This is a genomic window from Streptomyces sp. NPDC050147 (assembly GCF_040660195.1).
GTDB lineage: Bacteria > Actinomycetota > Actinomycetes > Streptomycetales > Streptomycetaceae > Streptomyces.
In genome coordinates, this window is the sequence record NZ_JBFALJ010000032.1 from 72,082 (window position 1) to 88,651 (window position 16,570).

Here is a 16,570-nt window from a genome sequence, read left to right on the forward strand (position 1 = left end):
CTCATCGTCGATCTCTTGGCTGCGGGCCGGTCGGCCCGGTCACTGCGCGGAAGTCGCCTCGATCAGGGCTGCTGCCGCCGTCTCGATGGCCTTCTCCGTGGTCCAGCGCCCCAGAGACAGCCGCAGCGCGCCGAGCGCGCGGGCCGTGTCGAGGCCCATCTCGGAGAGGACCGGTGAAGGGGTGTGGGTGCCGCTGTGGCAGGCCGAACCGGTCGAGGCCGCGACCCAGTCCGCGGCGGCCAGGATTTCGTGCCCGAGGGCCCCTTCCACACTGATGTTCAGCGTGTTCGGTAGCCGCTCCTTCTCCGGTCCGTTCAGGCGGATTCGATCCGGCAGGGCCGCCGCCAGCCGCTGGTGGAGGTCGTCCCGCAGGACCGCGAGGCGGGCCGGGGCCCCGGCGGCGAGCTCATCGGCGGCGAGTTGGGCAGCGGTGCCGAGCGCGGCGGCCAGGGCGACGTTCTCGGTGCCGGCGCGCAGGCCGCGTTCCTGCCCGCCGCCATAGACGACTGGCTCCAGCCGTACTCCCTCGCGTACGTACAGGGCTGCCGCACCCTTCGGGGCGTACATCTTGTGGCCCACGATCGTGAGCAGGTCCACGCCCAGCTCGCCGACATCGAGGGAGATCTTTCCGGCGGCCTGTGCTGCGTCGCAGTGGAACAGCGCCCCGTGTTCCCGCGTGAGGGCGGCGAGTTCGGCGATCGGCTGGAGGGCGCCGGTCTCGTTGTTCGCCGCCATCACCGACACCAGCACCGTGTCCTCGGTGAGCGCCGCAGCCAGGGCAGCTGGGTCGACGAGCCCGTGGCCGTCGACGGGCAGGACCGTCACCCGCACTCCGTGCAGGCGCTCCAGAGAGCGGCAGGTTTCCAGGATCGCCGGGTGCTCGGTGGCCTGGGTAATCACATGCGGGTGTGAGTGGCCGGAGGCGAGGACCGTGCCGCGCAGGGCGAGCAGGTCCGCCTCCGAGCCGGAAGCGGTGAAGATGACCTCGCCGGGCCGGGCCCCGATCAGGCCGGCGACTTGGGCGCGCGCCTGATCGAGCGCTCGCCGCGGTGCATCGGCATAGGGGTGGTCGCTGGAGGGGTTGCCGAAGAAGTCGGTCAGGTACGGCCACATCGCAGTCGCGACCCGGGGGTCGACGGGGGTGGTGGCGTTGTAGTCGAGGTACACCGGCCCGTCTGCGAGCCCCGGGTGGGGCGGGAGGCCGCCCGCCGGGCCGGTCACGTCAGCTCTGCGGCGTCGACGGGCAGCTCGGACAGGCGCCACTCCAGCATGCCGTCGTTGAGGCGGATTGCCCGGCGTCCACGGTCGGTCAGCAGCCGTACGGCGTCGTAGGCCAGGACGCAGTATTCACCCCGGCAGTAGACGACGATCTCGGCCTGCTCGGGAAGTTCGTTGATCCGCCCAGCCAGCTCGTCCACCGGGATCGATACGGCGCCGGGGATGTGCCCGGCGAGGTACTCCTCCACCGGCCGTACATCGAGTACGACGACGTCCCCGGCAGCGGTGCGGGCGCGCAGCTCCTCGCGGCTCACCTCGCCGGTCGTGTCCTGGCCGAGGTAGGCGTCACGGGCGGCGGGCACGGCGGCCTGGTGTTTCTCGGCGACCTTGCGCAGCAGCGCGAACAGCTGGGCGACATCGTCGCCGGCGAGCCGGTAGTGGATGCGCACCCCCTCGCGACGGGTCGCGACGAATCCGGCCTGCTTGAGGGTCTGCAAGTGCGCCGACGCGGTGGTCAGGTTCAGCCCGGCCGCCTTGGCGAGTGCGTCGACGGTGCGCTCCCCCTGCGCCAGCAGATCGAGCAGTTCCAGCCGCTTTCCGCTGGCCAGCGCCTTGCCGCTGGCCGCGAACGCGTCGTACAGCGTGGCCTTCGTGGTGCTCTTCATGTTCTCCGCCATGACATCCTCCATAAATCCATGGATTATTGTATTCGATGGTGGGCGTGGTGACCACACGCCCCGCTCCCAAGATCGTTGGAGGACACCGTGGGCTTCGCGGACGACCACCTGATACCCCTCGTCGACGAAGGGCTGGGCAACAGCGCCTATCTGCTCGACCTCGGCGACGGCCGCGCCCTGGCCATGGACGCGAGCCGCGACCTGCGCGCCCTGCACCAGGCAGCTGGGCGGCGCCGTCTGAGTGTCGCGTTCGCCGCCGACACCCATCTGCACGCCGACTTCCTCTCCGGCGCCGTCCAGCTCGCCCACGATCACGGCGCTGCCGTCCTCGCCTCGGCTGCCGGGCACCGCGCGTTCGACCACCAGGGCTTGACCGACGGAGACGAAGTCGACCTGGGCGGGCTGACCCTGCGCGCGCTCGCCACCCCCGGCCACACCGACGAGCACCTGTCTTTCCTGCTCCTGGACGGCTCCCATGAGCTCGGGGTGTTCACCGGCGGGTCACTGATCGTGAACTCCGCCGCCCGCACCGACCTCCTCGGCAAGGAGCGCACCGACGAACTCGCCCGCGCCCAGTACCGGTCGCTCAAGCGCCTGACCGCGCTGCCGGACGAGGTCGCGGTGTGGCCCACCCACGGCGCCGGATCGTTCTGTTCCGCCCCGCCCGGCACCGAGCGCACCACCACCATCGGCGCGCAGAAGCAGGCCAACCCCCTGCTGGCCGCCCCCGACGAGGACGCCTTCGTCCGCCAGCTCGTGGCGAGCCTGGGCACCTACCCCGCCTACTTCGACCGCCTCGCCGAGACCAACCGGCGCGGGCCCACGATCCTGACCACCGCGCCGCTGCTGCCCGCACTGTCCACCGCGCAAATCCGGGCTCTGCTCGCCGCAGGCGGCCACGTGGTAGATGTCCGGCCCGCCGCGGACTTCGCCGCCGGCCACATCCCCGGGGCCCTGTCGATTCCGCTGCGCGAGCAGTTCGCCACCTGGCTCGGCTGGCTCCTGCCCGACACCGCACCCCTCGCCTTCGTCACCGGCGACAACCAGGACCTGAGCGAAATCGTCTGGCAGGCATACAAGATCGGCTACGAACGGCTCGCCGGACGTCTCGCCGGCGGCATGAGCGCCTGGCTCGCCGACGGCGGCCAGCAGAACACCACCGACTACGTCCCAGCCGATCAGGCCGGGAACGCTCCGGTCCTCGACATCCGGCAGAGCGCCGAGCACACCGCCGGGCACATCCCCGGCGCCCTGCACATCGAACTCGGCGACCTCACCGACCGCGCCGCCGACGCACCGGCGGGCGCGATCGTCCACTGCGGACACGGCGAGCGCGCCATGACCGCCGCCAGCCTGCTGGAGCGCGCCGGACGCAACGACCTCACGGTCCTGGACGGCGGGCCGGACCAGTACGCCGCAGCCCACGGCCTGCACCTGGCCGACGGCACGGAGAACGCTCGCTCGTGAACGCCAACCCTCACACCGCCACACCGACCGACGCCTCCGGGCGGCCGGTCCGCCTCGGCCTGCGCGAGAACTGGCTCCAGTTCACGCTGCTGGTCATCGTCAACATCTGCGTCGGCGGCCTGGTCGGCCTGGAACGCACCACCGTCCCGCTCATCGGCTCCGAGACCTTCGGCCTGACCAGCGACCTGGCCGTCTTCTCCTTCATCATCGCCTTCGGCCTCACCAAAGCCTTCACCAACCTCGCCGCCGGTGCACTGACGGCCCGCTTCCGCCGCAAGCAACTGCTCGTGGCCGGCTGGCTCCTCGGCATCCCCGTCCCCTTCGCCCTGGCCTACGCACCGTCCTGGGGCTGGATCATCGCCGCGAACGTACTGCTGGGCCTGAACCAGGGCCTGACCTGGTCGATGACCGTCAACATGAAGATCGACCTCGTCGGCCCCTCCCGCCGCGGGCTCGCCACCGGACTGAACGAGGCCGCCGGCTACACCGCAGTCGGCGTCACCGCCCTGCTCACCGGCTACCTCGCCACCAGCTACGGCCTGCGCCCCGTCCCCGAACTCATCGGCGTCATCTTCGTCGTCGCGGGTCTTGCCCTGGCCCTCGTCGTCCGCGACACCGCCGCCCACGTCGCCCTCGAACTCGCCAACCACACCAAGCCGCTGCCCACCGGCGAGGACACCGGCCTCAAGGCCACCTTCGCCCGCACCTCCTGGCGCAACCGCTCCCTGCGCGGCGCCAGCCAGGCCGGACTGATCAACAACCTCAACGACGGCCTGACATGGGGCGTCTTCCCCCTGCTGTTCACCGACCACGGCCTGGGACTGGCCGCTGTCGGCCTCATCAAGGGGCTGTACCCGATCCTGTGGGGCATCGGCCAGATCCCCACCGGACACCTCGCCGACCGGATCGGCCGCAAGCCGCTGATCGTCTACGGCATGCTCGTCCAGTCAGCCGGCTTCGTCCTCGCCCTCGTACTCCTTGACCGGCCCCTGCTCGCGGGCATCATCTCCGCGGTCTTCCTCGGTCTCGGCACGGCCATGGTCTACCCGGCCCTCATCGCGTCCATCTCCGACCACGCCCACCCCGCCTGGCGCGCCAACGCCCTGGGCACCTACCGCTTCTGGCGCGACATCGGCTACGCCGCAGGCGCTCTCGTGGCAGGAATCCTCGCCGACGCCCTCGGCCTGAACGCCACTGTCATCGCCGCAGCCGTTCTCACCGCCGCCTCCGGCCTGCTCGCCGCACGCTGGATCACCGAACACCACACCAAGTAAGCGGCCAGTGGCTCGGACGGACCCTGATCTGCAGTGGGCAGCCCACCCCCGGCCCCCGAGGTGTGCGAGCTCGCGCATTGGCCGGGGCGTCCCAAGGCGGTGAGCTGCTGCGGTGCTGTCACCAGGTGACCGGCAGCTCGACGAGACCGCCGGTCAGGACATCACTGCGGACCCGCAGGTCCTCGACCGGCACGGCAAGCCGCATCGTGGGAAAACGGGAAATCAACTGGCCGAAGGCCACCTGGAGTTCCAGGCGGGCCAGGGGCGCGCCGATGCAGTAACGCACGCCGTGTCCGAAGGTGAGGTGTGCGGTAGCCCGCCGGGTGACATCGAAGCGGTCGGGGTCGGCGAAGACGGCCTGGTCGTGGTTGGCGGCGCCGTTGTCCAGCATGACCAGGTCCCCGGATCGGATGGTGACGCCGCCTACCTCGATGTCGGTGTGGGCGTAGCGCGGGATGCCTCCCCCGCTCTTGCCCGGGACGCGCATGATCTCCTCGACCGCTCCGGGGATCAGGCCGGGGTCGTCCAGCAGCAGCCGCCATTGGTCCGCGCTGGTCAGCAGGAGCAGCGCACCCATGCCGATCTGGACGACCGTGGTCTCGTGTCCTGCGAACAGCAGTGCCATCGACAGCATGGCGATCTCGTCGTCTCCGACGCCGTCGGTCGCGCAGAGCCAGGAGATCACGTCGTCGCCGGGCTGGTCCCGTTTGCGGGTCACCAGTTCCTGGCCGTAGGCGAAGAGGTCTCCCAGCCCCTGCTCCGAGCGGGTCCTGTCGAGTACGTCGGCGGCGGCCTGCGTCCATGCGCGGAACTGCGTGCGCTCTTGGTAGGGCACGCCGAGGAGTTCGCAGATCACCAGGACCGGCAGGGGGATGGCGAGCGCGGCGTTGAGGTCGGCCGGGGTGCCTTGCTGCGCCAGATCGTCCAGGAGGCTGGCGGCCAGCGCCTCCACCCGTCCGCGCAAGGCCCGCATGCGGCCCGGAGTGAAGTGCGGCTGCAGCAGTGACCGCATCCGCGCATGGTCGGTCTTCTCTGTGTCGTAATTGCCCAACGGCCCTCCGAACAGGGCTGACTCCCCGGATCGGGCCGCGCTGTCCGGGTCGGGGTGGGACCGGCCGAGCCGGTCGTCGCCGAGCAGGCGCCGTACCTCCTCGTACCCGGTCACCAGCCAGGCGTCGTCGCTGACCCGGGTGCGGATCCGGTGGACGGGGCCGTCATCCTGCAAGGCGCGGAGCGTCGGTGGTACTTGCAGCGGGCCGCTCTGGTCGAAGGGCAGCTGGACCGTCATGTCGCCTCCCAGGTGAAGCCATTTGTATACTCGGCTTTGTACAAAGCTACTTGTACACTTTGAAGTAAACAAGATGGAGGGGTGGCTGATGGTGGCAGAGCAGACGGCTCCCGGCGGGCCCGGTCCTGTCAGGCGTATGCGGAAAGACGAGCGGCGGGAGCAGATCCTCGACGCAGCGACCCGGGCCTTCGCGCGGGCCGGTTTCACTGCCACGAGCCTCGATGACGTCGCAGGCGAGGCCGATCTCACCCGTGTGATGCTCTACCGGCACTTCGCATCCAAAGCCGACCTCTACCGCGCCACCCTGGATCGCGCCTGCACCCGGCTCGCCGTAGCGGTGGGCAGCGACGACTTCGATGACGAGTCGATCCCCGCCCTCCTGCGTGCCGCCTCGGCCGACCCCGAAGGCTTCCGGCTGCTGTTCCACCACGCGGCCCGGGAGCCGGAGTTCCGCGACCTCATCGACAGCCTCACCACCGCCTCAGCCGAGATCGCACAGCGCAATCTCGCCCGGCGCATTCCGGCAGGGCCCTGGCTGAACTGGGCAGCGCGCGTGATCCCTGCCTTCACCACCGACGCCGTCATCGGTTGGCTGGATGCGGGACAGCCCGACCCGCACCTGGCTGCCGCCCGGATTGATCGTGCCGTACAGGGCATCATCGAAGCCGCCCAGCGGACCGAGAAGTAGCCCGGCGACCACTGATGGCGCTCTTTGAATCTGGGTCTGGTCGGAATTTCGTGACGGTCACGATCACGTAGTCCTCAGCGTCTGTGAACAGTCACATAATCTCCCTGGGGAAGTCCATGAACTTCCCCAGGGAGATCCCGAACGCGCTTCCGCGGTTTTCCGGTCCTACCGGCGCGGCGGCGCACGCTCAGGGCGATCCGACAGATGCAGCCTTGGTCCGTTGATGTCGGTCAGTAGCCGATGGTGAAGCGGCGTTGGACGGAGCGCGGCAGTTCGGCCTCGTCGACAAGGGCGACGGCGGAGTCCTCCATGGAGATACGGCTGCGCCCTTCCGCGTCGAGTACCGGCTGGTCGCCGCCGATTCGGAACCGGCCCGTACGTTCGCCGGGTGCGATGTCCTCCGCGGGGCTGAAGTAGGTCCACAGCCGGTTGGAGGTGCGCAGGACGTTCAGGGCGTCGCGGTGACCGCGCACCGCGGCGGCGTACTCCCTCGGCAGGCCGATCTCGTCGAGGGTTTCGTGCAGGAGTTCGTCGGAGTCGGCCCGTACGACTCCGGGCTCGATCTCCAGGCTGCCGGCACCGCCGATGACGATGAGCCGGGTCCGTGGGTGGCTTTCCAGCGCCTTCAGGAGTGCTCGCGCGGCGGTGGCGTACACCGTGGGATCGGCGATCGATCGGGCCACGGTGTCGGCGATGTCCTTGGCGGCGTTTCCGGGCTGGAATCCGCTGATCAGTACGTCGAGGCCGGGTATGACGGCGGCGACGGCGTCGGCGTCGAGGACGTCGACGCTCTTCCAGACGACGTTCTTGCGGTCCTCGTCGATCCGCGTGGCATCGCGGCTGAAGGCCGTGACGTGATGCCCCCGGTCGAGGGCTTCGGTGACGACGCGACTGCCGATGCCGCCTGTGGCCCCGATGACTCCGATGTGCATGGCTCTCCCTGGGTAGTTGCTCGTACTGCCGCCTACCTTCGCGGCAGACAGAGACTATACGGCGTGAAGTATTAATACGGTGCACAGTATTGTGACGCTGTAGAGTGAGTAGCCATGGAAAGCGTGGGAAACACCAAGGGGCGCCGCGAGCGGTTGAGGGCCGAGACGACCGCTGAGATCAAGAAGGTCGCGCTGGAGTTGATGGCCTCGGGGGGACCAGACGCGATCACGCTGCGGGCCATCGCACGCGAGATGGGTATGACGGCCAACGCCATCTACGGCTACTTCGCCACCCGCGACGACCTGGTCACCACGCTGATCAGCAACGTCTACACCTCGCTGGCCGACACCGTGGACGCCGCCTGGGACGCCGCCCCAGCTCAGGATCCGGCCGCTCGGATCCAGGCATGGGCCCGCGCCTTCAGGAACTGGGCGCTGGCCAACCCAGAGGGCTTCCGCCTCATCTACGGCGACCCCGTCCCCGGCTACCATCCGCCCGAGGGCGGCGCCGCTCCGGAAGCCGCCCGCCGTGTCTGCACTGGCATCACCGCACTCGCAGCGGCGGCCTGGCCGCACGCCGAACTCCGTTACTCGAACAGCGACTTCGAGTGGTCCGACTTCGACCTCGGTCTGCTGGACAAGGTCCGCCCGGCCTTCCCCGACCTGCCCCCGGCCGGCGTGGCGCTTGCCCTGCGTATCTGGAGCCACCTGCACGGCCTGGTGTCACTGGAGATCTACGGCCACCTGCAGACCCAGGCCCTCAGCCCGGAGAAGCTCTTCCGCGAAGAACTGGCCCAGCTCATCCAGTCCTTGGGCATCACACCGCAGAGCTGACTGCCCTGCGCAAGCGACCCAGCTACAGGACCCTTTGACTCGCCTCTGTAGGGCAAGCAACTACCGCCGGGGCATCAATCCCACGAGCGTGCGCGCCGCCGCCGGGGGTGCCTCCCAGGCATTGCGTGACGCTCAAGCCGCCGTCAACGGCGAAAAACCTGACCCTCGACAGCGTCGTGTTTCCGTGCGGGAATGCCCTGGTTATGAGGTTTCTGTCCGCGATGAAGGACGTGCTGTTCCCGGATGCCATGGGGATGGTGCTGGACCGGTTGGCCGAGGTGGACGGGGTAGTTGTGGCCGAAGCCCGCAGCGTCCTGCCGGAGTTGACGTGCCCGGACTGCGCGACCGTGTCGCGCCGGGTGCACAGCCGTTACGGACGACGGCTCGCCGAGTACCCGGTCAGCGGGCGCCGAATGGTGGTGAAGCTGGAGGTCCGGCGATTCTTCTGCGACGCCGCCGGCTGCGCAAGGCGCACGTTCGTCGAGCAGGTCGAGGGCCTGACCACGCGCTATGCCCGTGCCGGGCCCGGCGTGAAGACGCTTTGGCGCTCCGTTGCGCTCACGGCGGGCGATCGGCCGGGTATGCGGCTGTGCCGCTCGCTGGCCATACCCACCGGCCGGGCCCGGCTGCTCGGCCAGCTGCACGCGCCCGACGTTCCCGCCCGCAGCCCACGAGTGCTGGGCGTCGACGACTTCGCCTTCCGCCGCTCGCGCACCTACGGGACCATCCTGCTCGACGTCGAGACCTCCACACCCATCGACCTGTTGCCCGACCGCACCAGCGAGACGCTGGCCGCCTGGCTCACCGCACACCCCGGCGCCGAGATCATCTGCCGGGACCGCGACAGCGGCTACAGTCGCGCGATCAAGGAGGCGGTGCCAGATGCCACCGAGGTGGCCGACCGCTGGCACATGTTGCAAAACCTGTCCGCCGCGATCGAGAAGACCTGCCACCAACACCGCGCCTGCCTGCACAAATACGCCCTGGACGACGTGGACGCACCCGCGCCGCCGACCGCACCACCCACGGCCCTGCTGCCACTGACGCCGCCGCTCGACAACATCCCCGCCACCCCGCTCATACAGCGGGTCAGCGAACGGTATGCGGAGATTCACCGATTACGAGAGGCGACGTGGACGATCAGCGCCATCGCCCGCCGGTTCGGACTGGACCGCAAAACCGTCCGCCGCTACCTGACCACCGATCTCGAGGTGCTGATCGCCTCGGCCCGCGACCGCCGCCCCCGTCAACTGGACCCCTACCGGCCTTACCTGCAACAACGGTTCACTGACGGCTGCACCAACGCCGCCCAGCTCTACCGCGAGATCCACGAGCACGGCTACCGCGGCAACCACCAGGCCGTCCGCCTCTACATCCGCACCATGCGCGGCGGCACCGCCGCGGCAGAGCCTCCCCGTCCCATCCCCACACCACGCAAGATCACCTCATGGATCATGAGACCGCGCGACGGACTCAGCCGTGAGGAACAAGACCAGCTCGGCGAAGTGCGCATCGCCTGCCCGGACATCGCCACCGCCTGCGACCTGGCACGCGTCTTCACCGGCCTGGTCCGCGACCGGCGAGGGCACCTCCTCGCCGACTGGGTCCGCGAGGCCGAGACCAACGGGCCCGGCCCCGTGCGGGGCTTCGCCGGATTCCTCCGCCAGGACTGGGACGCCGTCCTCGCCGGCATGACACTCGACTACAGCTCCGGCGTCGTCGAAGGCCACGTCAACCGTTTAAGACGATCAAGCGGCAGATGTACGGCCGAGGCTCCTTCAGGCTCCTCCGCACCCGCGTCTTGCTGCGATCGTGACCGTCACGAAATTCCGACCAGACCCAAAATTCGAGATCGTCATCACCACTGCAGATGACTTGGAACTGGACTGCTCTCGAGAGACCCGGAGCGTGCGGCACGCGGTCACTGCGTGGAACCGCCGCAACCCCGCGCTGACTTCGCCAGCCTTCCCGTCGGCGCATCCTGCCCGCCCGCCGCCTGCCGGATCGCTGAGCGCCGTCCCGGCACCCGCTGAACCGAGGCGCTCCACCCAGTCCCTGCCTCTACCGAGGGAGGGACTGGGTGACCCGCCACAAGCGACGGGGCAACTCGCCTTCCTCGAACGGGTGGACCTCCTGCAGCCTCCAGCCCCCGGCCAGAGCGTCGACGAGGTCGCGGTCGAAGAAGCGCACAGCGAAACCACCGTGCTCGAAGATGCCGTCCCCATGAGCGACACCCGTGCCGTAGTGGGCATCGCCGGTGTGACGGACGGTGTACACAAATGTGCCCCCAGGCCGCAGCACGCGGCCAATTTCATCCACTGCCGCAAGGATTTCCTTCGTCGACAGCGCCATACACAGCAGCATGTGCGCGAACACCGCATCGACCGAAGCGTCCGCCAGGGGCAGCGGCTCTCGGACATCGTGCACGACTGCGGTCACCCGGTCCTCGAGCCCCCGAGTACGAGCGGCTCGCCGCAGCTCCTCCAGCCCGGTCCCGGAGAAGTCGGCAGCCTGCACGGTGAAGCCCCGGGCCGCGAAGTACAGCGCGTCACGGCCATGGCCAGCGCCCAGCTCGAGAACGTTCCGCGCCCCGGCAGCACGGAAGACCCTGGAGGTGTGGACTGCAGCTGCGGACGGCTCCTCGCCGTACATCCCCGGGTGGGCGGTGTAGGTGTCCTGCCAGTGCCGCCGCTGGTTCTCGGCCAGCTCCTGCGCGTCCGCCAAAGCCTTCGACCTCCTGCTCGTGTCGGGGCAGCTTAGATGTTTCGGCACGGCTTGGTTGGCAGCGCAGGGACCTGAGGGGTTGGGCTGGGACGGTGCGTGGAACAGCTGCCGTTGTCCGAGGCTGTTGACGCCTCGGGCGTCGCCGCTTGGAGTCTGGCTTGCAGGTCAGCAGTCTGGACGAAGCGGGGTATGGCTCGTTTATGACGTCCCTTTCCCTTCCGCTCCCGTTGGCGCTGTGTCGTTCTGTCCTGGAAGTCCCAAGCGGAGCAGATCTGAGTCTGGAGCCGAAGTTCGACGGATGGCGCTGCCAGGTCCTCACGAGGGCGGGTCGCCTGTGGAGCCGTCATGGCACTGACCTCACCGGCCCCTTCGGCGACATCGCCCGTGCTGCGCGGGCGATGCCCGAGTGTGTGCTGGACGGGGAGCTCGTTGCAGTCCTGAACAGTGGAGTCGTGGCCTTCTCACGGCTGCAGTCCCGCTCCGGGCGGGGGCCTCGACGCGGGGAAGATTTTACAGTCCATCTGGCCGTTTTCGATCTCCTGGCGGTGGGGGACACGGACTGGCGGCCGCGCAGGTATCAAGAGCGCCGACAGAGGCTGCTTGAGGTACTGGAGGAAGGTCCGGCACTCATCCGACCGGTCCCCGCCACCAGCGACGTGGAGCACGCTCTTCGGTGGGTGGGCAGTCTGGGCGGTATCGAGGGCCTGGTGGCCAAACCGAACCTGCCCTACATCGCCGGCCGGTCCTCGGGCTGGCTGAAGTGGCGGCGCACGCACACCAGCGAGGCCGCCGTGCTGGGTATCAGCGGCCAGACCCCGGCCACTCAGTGCCTGGTCCTGGGACTGCCCCGGGCCGATGGACGGATGCGGGCGGTGGGAGTGAGTCTGCCGGTGGCCCGGGCGGTCCGCCGCGTTCTGGCTTCCTTGTTGCAGCCCACCGGCGACGCAACGGCCACGCTGCCGGGAACAGTTGGTGGCCTGCCCGGCGCCGCTCCGGTCAGCTACCTGCCGGTGGTCGCGAGCATCGTGGTGGAGATCGAGGCCGATCAGGAACGCCCTGTGGAGTTCGGCCGGTTCCGCCATCGGCCCCGCGTGCTGCGAGTCCGCGGTGACATGACGGCCAGCGACCTGCCGACCGAAGGGTGAGGGTGCGGTCAGCGGATGGACGCATGATTCATGAACCCGGTGCTGCGGGTGCGCCCGAGGGCTTTTCGCCCGGACGAGCGTCCGCAGGTCGTGTCGTGGGGAGCGCACGGACGTGGCCGTGGAGGGCGGCCGCCGCGGTGCGCAGCTGATGGTTATCTGCGCTGAGCTCGTGGAAGGCGTAGACGAGATATTCGACGTCCTGGCGCAGTTGGGCGAGTTTCTCGGCGTCCCGGGCCCGTAGTTCCTTGAGTTTGGTGATCTGCTGGCGCAGCCGCCGTTCGTTGTCTGGCATCCGGCCGCGGGCACGAACCGCCTCGTAGAAGTGGTTCTTCAAGTCCAGGTGGCGCTGGGTGAGCGCGTTGCGGGGCACGCCGGCCTCCTCGGCAAGGGCGACGATGGTCAAAGCGCCGGTGGAGCGGTGCGGCGCGCCGGCCAGGATGCGGTCCATGGCGGCGCGGATGCGCTCGCGCTCGTCGGGGGCGGGAGTCACGGTGTCGGCTCCTCGGAAATCAGGCGGGTGCGTTGATGGGTGGCGGCCAGCTCGCGCAGGCGGGTGGCACGGGCGCTCAGGCGCTGGGCCAGCGGGGACGGGGTGAGCGGGCTGCCTGCTTGCTGGTCAACGTGGTCGGCTTCGGCGGCGAGTTGGGTGGCATGGTGGTCGGTGCGGGCAATGTTGGCGCAGCCGGGTTGGCAGCGCTCCAGGGCAGGGGCTTCGGGGCGGGGCCCAGACCGGCTGCACAGGGCCTTGTCGCGGTCGTAGATGCACATCAGGTAGCTGTGCGGGTTCTCATGCACGGCCAGTTGCGGGTTGGTCAGGACTTCGCGGGCCTGGCGGGCGGTGTGCAAGGCGCCGGCGAACGCGGGAGCCTGGGTGGCAGCGTGCAGGGCGCGGCGGGCAGCAGGGCCGGAGACACCGCCCCCGTCTTCCAGATCCTCATGAAGGCGGGTGAGGGTGTCGGCGGTGGTACGGGCGGTTTCGATGTCGAGGAGGTCGTGGATGCCGCCGCGACTGCGAGAGGCATAGCCGGCGCTGATGGCGGTGCGCAGGTGGCCGTACTGCAGGGCGAGGGCGACCAGTCCGCCGGGGCGGCGGGCGATGTGCCAGGCGAGGGTACGGCGGAAGCGGGCGGTGCCGATCGGGCCGTGGGGGTCCTCAGGGATGCGCTCTGCGCCTCGTCCAAGCCCGTCGGCAAGCGTGTTGGCCCAGTGGCGGAAGGCGTCGATGCGGTCACGCATCGCCTCGGGGGTGAGCGCGCCCCTGCGGCGTTGCTGGTCATACCAGTCATGTTCGGCGAGGTCGAACAGGAGCAGGCTGGTGCCGGTCATGCGCTCCAGCAGGCGTACGGCGGAAACCACCGGGCCGACCGCGACCCAGGGGGTCTCGCGCAGCCGTCCGCTGCTGAGGTGACTGCCCTCGGGTGTGGTGGCCGTCTTGTAGGTGTGCGCGCGTAGCAGAGGCGGGCCCGTGTCGGGGGTGTGGCACGCGCCGCGGCGCAGGGCGAGAGTCTCACCGGGGCGCATACCCGTGAGGTAGTTGATGACGATGAAGGCGGCGGTGCCCAGGTGCCGCCTCAGGGTGGGAGCGTCGTAAAAATCGATCGCTTCGGCCCAGGGCTGCCCGTCGACGGTTCCGGCGAGGGGCATGGCGAGCGGGCAGGGGCCGGGGTGGGCTTCCAGGTAGGGGCGCCAGTGCGCCCGTTCCGTCCGCATCACACGCTGCACCTGGTGTGGGACGGAGCCCGTGCGGGCCGCGATATAGGTCAGGGCGAGGGTCGGTCGGCCGTTTCGGAAGGTGGTCGGCAGCGGGCGCCCTGCGGCCACGAGATCGGATAGGTAGGTGCGCGCCGCGCTGCGGGCGGCTGGGGTGGCACGAGACTGCGCGACCTGGGCCGTCATGGTCTGCCAGAGCTTGTGGGCGGTGAGGATGTCGTCGGAAAAGTCCTCGACCAGGCGCAGCGCCCAGATCAGCAACGGGCCCATGGTGGCCGGTGTCAGCGGCTCGATGGCGTTCTCCCCCTGGGCAGCAAGGGGAGGGAGAAAGTCCGCCGGCGCGCGGCTGAAGGGCGGTTCTGCAATGCCGACGGGCTGCGGCGCGCACAAGGCGTCCAAGGCCCACAGCCGGGTCAGCGCCGTGAGCTCGTGCTGGGCTTCGACCCGGCCGCGTGGCCTGGCGGGCCGGTTGAGGAAGTCGGTGAAGACCTGTGCGGTACAGGAGGCAAGGCCGTGGACGCCGTTCTCGTGCAGCCAGTGAGCCAGGCGCCGCCAGCACAGGTGGGTCTGGTAGACGCCAACGCTGCTGAGCCGGGTGCGCCAGGCGGCGCCGCGCTCGGCGACGAAGCGCTCGGGCAGCGGCCGGTTGATCAACAGCCAGGCCAGCAGCCGGAACTGCTCCCGCAATGGCGCGGGGTAGGAGTTCCAGAACAGCCGTTTGGGTTGGACGGCGGGATTTCCCTCGAGCGCGGCCAGCGGCCAGATGGCATCACCGTAGCGGGGCAAAGGCGTGTGGTCAGCGACGACGCGGTCGGGCAGGAAGGCAGGCCCTGGGGGGCCCGGCAGACCGCCGGGCGCGAGGACGAGCGGGTAGGTCACGAGTCCAGGTGGCCTTTCATCAACGCCTCGATGAGGGATCGCTCTTCGTCGGTGACCGTGGCCTGGGCACGCTGCCAGGCGGTCTCGCCTAAGCGGTGCCGCAGATCTTCCAGTCGCAGGTAGGGGTCGCGCCACTCGGCCTCCCACACCGCGTCGGGCAGCACCGGACGCAGACTGCCGATGGCCCGGTGCAGATGAGCCAGGCGCGGATGGTGGCCGGGGTGGACGCGAGCATTCGGGCAGGCGGTGCACAACAGGAACGATGCCTGGCAGCCTTCTGTGCCGGGGGCGAGCGGGCTGTGCGCGAAGTCCACGCAGTCGGCCACCGCGGTGGGTTGATCCTCTGCCCGGCGTTGGGCGCTCAGGCGGGCGCGCAGCACGGTGGCGCGGGCCGCTTCCAAGGCGTCGGTGGCTCCGGCGGCGATGACGGGGGCTGCGGCCTCCCGCGCCTGTGGCTCGCGCAGCACGTACACCGCATCGTGCACGCCCTGGCTGTTTTGTCCCGACTCCCGCCGGTGCAGCACGTTCACGGTGCGGCGCAGCCGTCGCAGCGGCGAGCCGGCGAGCCCGTGCGCACGGCCCCACGACTCCACCTGGTTCCCCGACAGCCCCAGGGCGAAGGGCCCGGTGCGCAATGCGCGCCACTCTTTGCGGCGACGGCTGTCGGTGGCCTCCCGCCAGATCAGCAGCCGCCCGGCATCACCACCACCCTCCTCGACCAGGCGGCGGGCTGGGGCGGTGGCCTCCAGCACCATCGTGAGCAGTCGCCCCGGTGAGTCGGCGCCCCAGTCGGTCAGGTTCCGCGTCTCCGTGTTGCGCGCGCCGCGCCGCATCTTGTGCAACTCGATGCGGTAGACCGCCCCTACCCCGGCCTGCGCCACCGCGGAGACGATCTGGGGCACTCTCAGCTCCGAGACCGTGGAAGCGTTCCAGCCGAACTCGGCCACCAGCAGCACAGCCACCGCGGCGACCTCCTCTCGCCCCAGGAAGAGCCGCTTCCATGTCGTCTCCGCCGCCGCGCCGCCCAGCGCTGCCGCATACGCTCCCGGCACCTGGTCCGGGCGACTGAGCGGCCATGGCGGGCAGTACCCGGTGCGCGCCAACGCCTCCAACGTCTCTCCCACCAGACACTGCGCAGCGGCTTCCGGGCGCGCGCCGCTACCGCGCCAGACCTCCAGCAGCTGAAGGTTGTGAGAAATGCGCAGATGGGCAGCCCGGACCATGCGCCGGGCCGTGCTGCGGATGTGCTCGAACTCGGTCGGGGAGAAGGCTTCTTCCTTGGCAGGAAGGCGCCCCATCCGCTGTTTCATCGCCCCCCGGGCCGACGCGGAAATCTCCGGGTCACGACGCAGGAAGGCTGCGAGGGTCGCCAGCTCGTTCAACGACGTTGCGGTGTGCGGGCGGCTGAGCCGGTAGGCGCTCCAGACCGCTGGCGTCAGGTCTGCCGAGCTGGTGGGCGCAGGTTCGCGGTCGGATAGGAAACAGGCGAAACGGGCCAGGATCGTCCAGTTCGTCGTACTGGAGTGAGTCGAATTCCAGCCGCCGCCTGGGGCGCACCGGGTGGCGAACAACCGCGCCCAAGAACCCGCCAGCTTCGGCGCTACGGGCAGCTGACCGAAGTCGTAGCTCTGCGTCCGGCCCACGGCATCGTGATGCGTGACCACCAAGTCCTGTGAGTTCAAAACCGGTTGACGGCGGTGTCCTGCTTCCGGGCGCGCCGCACGCCGCCCACGC

14 protein-coding genes are annotated in these 16,570 nt (G+C 69.7%); 6 read left to right on the top strand and 8 right to left on the bottom strand.

Annotated elements, in window-relative coordinates; genetic code table 11:
• Positions 1–39 precede the first annotated feature (39 nt).
• A complete protein-coding gene (locus AB0I94_RS36140) occupies positions 40–1,221 on the bottom strand; it encodes a cysteine desulfurase family protein (RefSeq protein WP_363314009.1) in 1,182 nt (393 codons plus the stop codon).
• Complete coding sequence (locus AB0I94_RS36145; RefSeq protein WP_363314010.1) at positions 1,218–1,895, bottom strand: metalloregulator ArsR/SmtB family transcription factor; 678 nt, start codon at positions 1,893–1,895, stop codon at positions 1,218–1,220. The genes AB0I94_RS36140 and AB0I94_RS36145 overlap by 4 nt, the downstream gene beginning before the upstream one ends.
• 87 nt (positions 1,896–1,982) lie before the next feature.
• Here AB0I94_RS36145 and AB0I94_RS36150 point away from each other — a divergent pair, with 87 nt between their 5' ends.
• Both AB0I94_RS36150 and AB0I94_RS36155 read left to right on the top strand, forming a co-directional pair.
• A complete protein-coding gene (locus tag AB0I94_RS36150; protein ID WP_363314011.1) occupies positions 1,983–3,362 on the top strand; it encodes an MBL fold metallo-hydrolase in 1,380 nt (459 codons plus the stop codon).
• Positions 3,359–4,636, top strand: coding sequence for an MFS transporter (locus AB0I94_RS36155; RefSeq protein WP_363314012.1), 1,278 nt, complete (start codon positions 3,359–3,361; stop codon positions 4,634–4,636). Before AB0I94_RS36150 ends, AB0I94_RS36155 begins: the two co-directional genes overlap by 4 nt.
• Before the next feature lie 118 nt (positions 4,637–4,754).
• Here AB0I94_RS36155 and AB0I94_RS36160 read toward each other — a convergent pair whose 3' ends face one another.
• Positions 4,755–5,924 (bottom strand): cytochrome P450, encoded by a 1,170-nt coding sequence (locus AB0I94_RS36160; RefSeq protein ID WP_363314013.1) that lies wholly within the window; start codon positions 5,922–5,924, stop codon positions 4,755–4,757.
• A gap of 136 nt (positions 5,925–6,060) precedes the next feature.
• Between AB0I94_RS36160 and AB0I94_RS36165 the strand changes: the two genes are divergently transcribed.
• Positions 6,061–6,612: a TetR family transcriptional regulator gene (locus AB0I94_RS36165; RefSeq protein WP_363314014.1), complete on the top strand. Its 552-nt coding sequence runs from the start codon at positions 6,061–6,063 to the stop codon at positions 6,610–6,612.
• Positions 6,613–6,842: 230 nt separating this feature from the next.
• Here AB0I94_RS36165 and AB0I94_RS36170 read toward each other — a convergent pair whose 3' ends face one another.
• Complete coding sequence (locus AB0I94_RS36170; RefSeq protein ID WP_363314015.1) at positions 6,843–7,544, bottom strand: NAD(P)H-binding protein; 702 nt, start codon at positions 7,542–7,544, stop codon at positions 6,843–6,845.
• Between the two features lie 114 nt (positions 7,545–7,658).
• On the opposite strand from AB0I94_RS36170, the gene AB0I94_RS36175 reads away from it, so the two are divergent.
• Entirely contained in the window at positions 7,659–8,378 is a 720-nt protein-coding gene (locus AB0I94_RS36175; protein WP_363314016.1) for a TetR/AcrR family transcriptional regulator, read from the top strand.
• A 125-nt stretch (positions 8,379–8,503) separates the two neighbouring features.
• Positions 8,504–10,252, top strand: coding sequence for an ISL3 family transposase (locus tag AB0I94_RS36180; RefSeq protein WP_363314017.1), 1,749 nt, complete (start codon positions 8,504–8,506; stop codon positions 10,250–10,252).
• A gap of 187 nt (positions 10,253–10,439) precedes the next feature.
• Here the strand turns inward: AB0I94_RS36180 and AB0I94_RS36185 are convergent, their stop codons facing one another.
• Positions 10,440–11,102, bottom strand: coding sequence for a class I SAM-dependent methyltransferase (locus AB0I94_RS36185; RefSeq protein WP_363314018.1), 663 nt, complete (start codon positions 11,100–11,102; stop codon positions 10,440–10,442).
• A 200-nt stretch (positions 11,103–11,302) separates the two neighbouring features.
• On the opposite strand from AB0I94_RS36185, the gene AB0I94_RS36190 reads away from it, so the two are divergent.
• The gene (locus AB0I94_RS36190; RefSeq protein WP_363314053.1) at positions 11,303–12,247 is read left to right on the top strand and encodes a hypothetical protein; all 945 of its coding nucleotides are present in this window, start codon (positions 11,303–11,305) and stop codon (positions 12,245–12,247) included.
• Positions 12,248–12,275: 28 nt separating this feature from the next.
• Here the strand turns inward: AB0I94_RS36190 and AB0I94_RS36195 are convergent, their stop codons facing one another.
• From AB0I94_RS36195 to AB0I94_RS36205, 3 genes are read right to left on the bottom strand one after another with little or no spacing between them, the layout of a single operon-like run.
• On the bottom strand, positions 12,276–12,737 hold the full coding sequence (locus AB0I94_RS36195) for a hypothetical protein (protein ID WP_363314019.1): 462 nt from the start codon (positions 12,735–12,737) through the stop codon (positions 12,276–12,278).
• Entirely contained in the window at positions 12,734–14,836 is a 2,103-nt protein-coding gene (locus AB0I94_RS36200; protein WP_363314020.1) for an integrase, read from the bottom strand. The genes AB0I94_RS36195 and AB0I94_RS36200 overlap by 4 nt, the downstream gene beginning before the upstream one ends.
• Positions 14,833–16,500 (bottom strand): hypothetical protein, encoded by a 1,668-nt coding sequence (locus AB0I94_RS36205; RefSeq protein WP_363314021.1) that lies wholly within the window; start codon positions 16,498–16,500, stop codon positions 14,833–14,835. The genes AB0I94_RS36200 and AB0I94_RS36205 overlap by 4 nt, the downstream gene beginning before the upstream one ends.
• Positions 16,501–16,570 lie beyond the last annotated feature (70 nt).

Coding starts and splice junctions, on each gene's coding strand:
- AB0I94_RS36190 (WP_363314053.1), top strand. CDS start 11,303: ATGACGTCCCTTTCCCTTCCGCTCCCGTTGGCGCTGTGTCGTTCTGTC.
- AB0I94_RS36175 (WP_363314016.1), top strand. CDS start 7,659: ATGGAAAGCGTGGGAAACACCAAGGGGCGCCGCGAGCGGTTGAGGGCC.
- AB0I94_RS36160 (WP_363314013.1), bottom strand. CDS start 5,924: ATGACGGTCCAGCTGCCCTTCGACCAGAGCGGCCCGCTGCAAGTACCA.
- AB0I94_RS36165 (WP_363314014.1), top strand. CDS start 6,061: ATGCGGAAAGACGAGCGGCGGGAGCAGATCCTCGACGCAGCGACCCGG.
- AB0I94_RS36145 (WP_363314010.1), bottom strand. CDS start 1,895: ATGGCGGAGAACATGAAGAGCACCACGAAGGCCACGCTGTACGACGCG.
- AB0I94_RS36170 (WP_363314015.1), bottom strand. CDS start 7,544: ATGCACATCGGAGTCATCGGGGCCACAGGCGGCATCGGCAGTCGCGTC.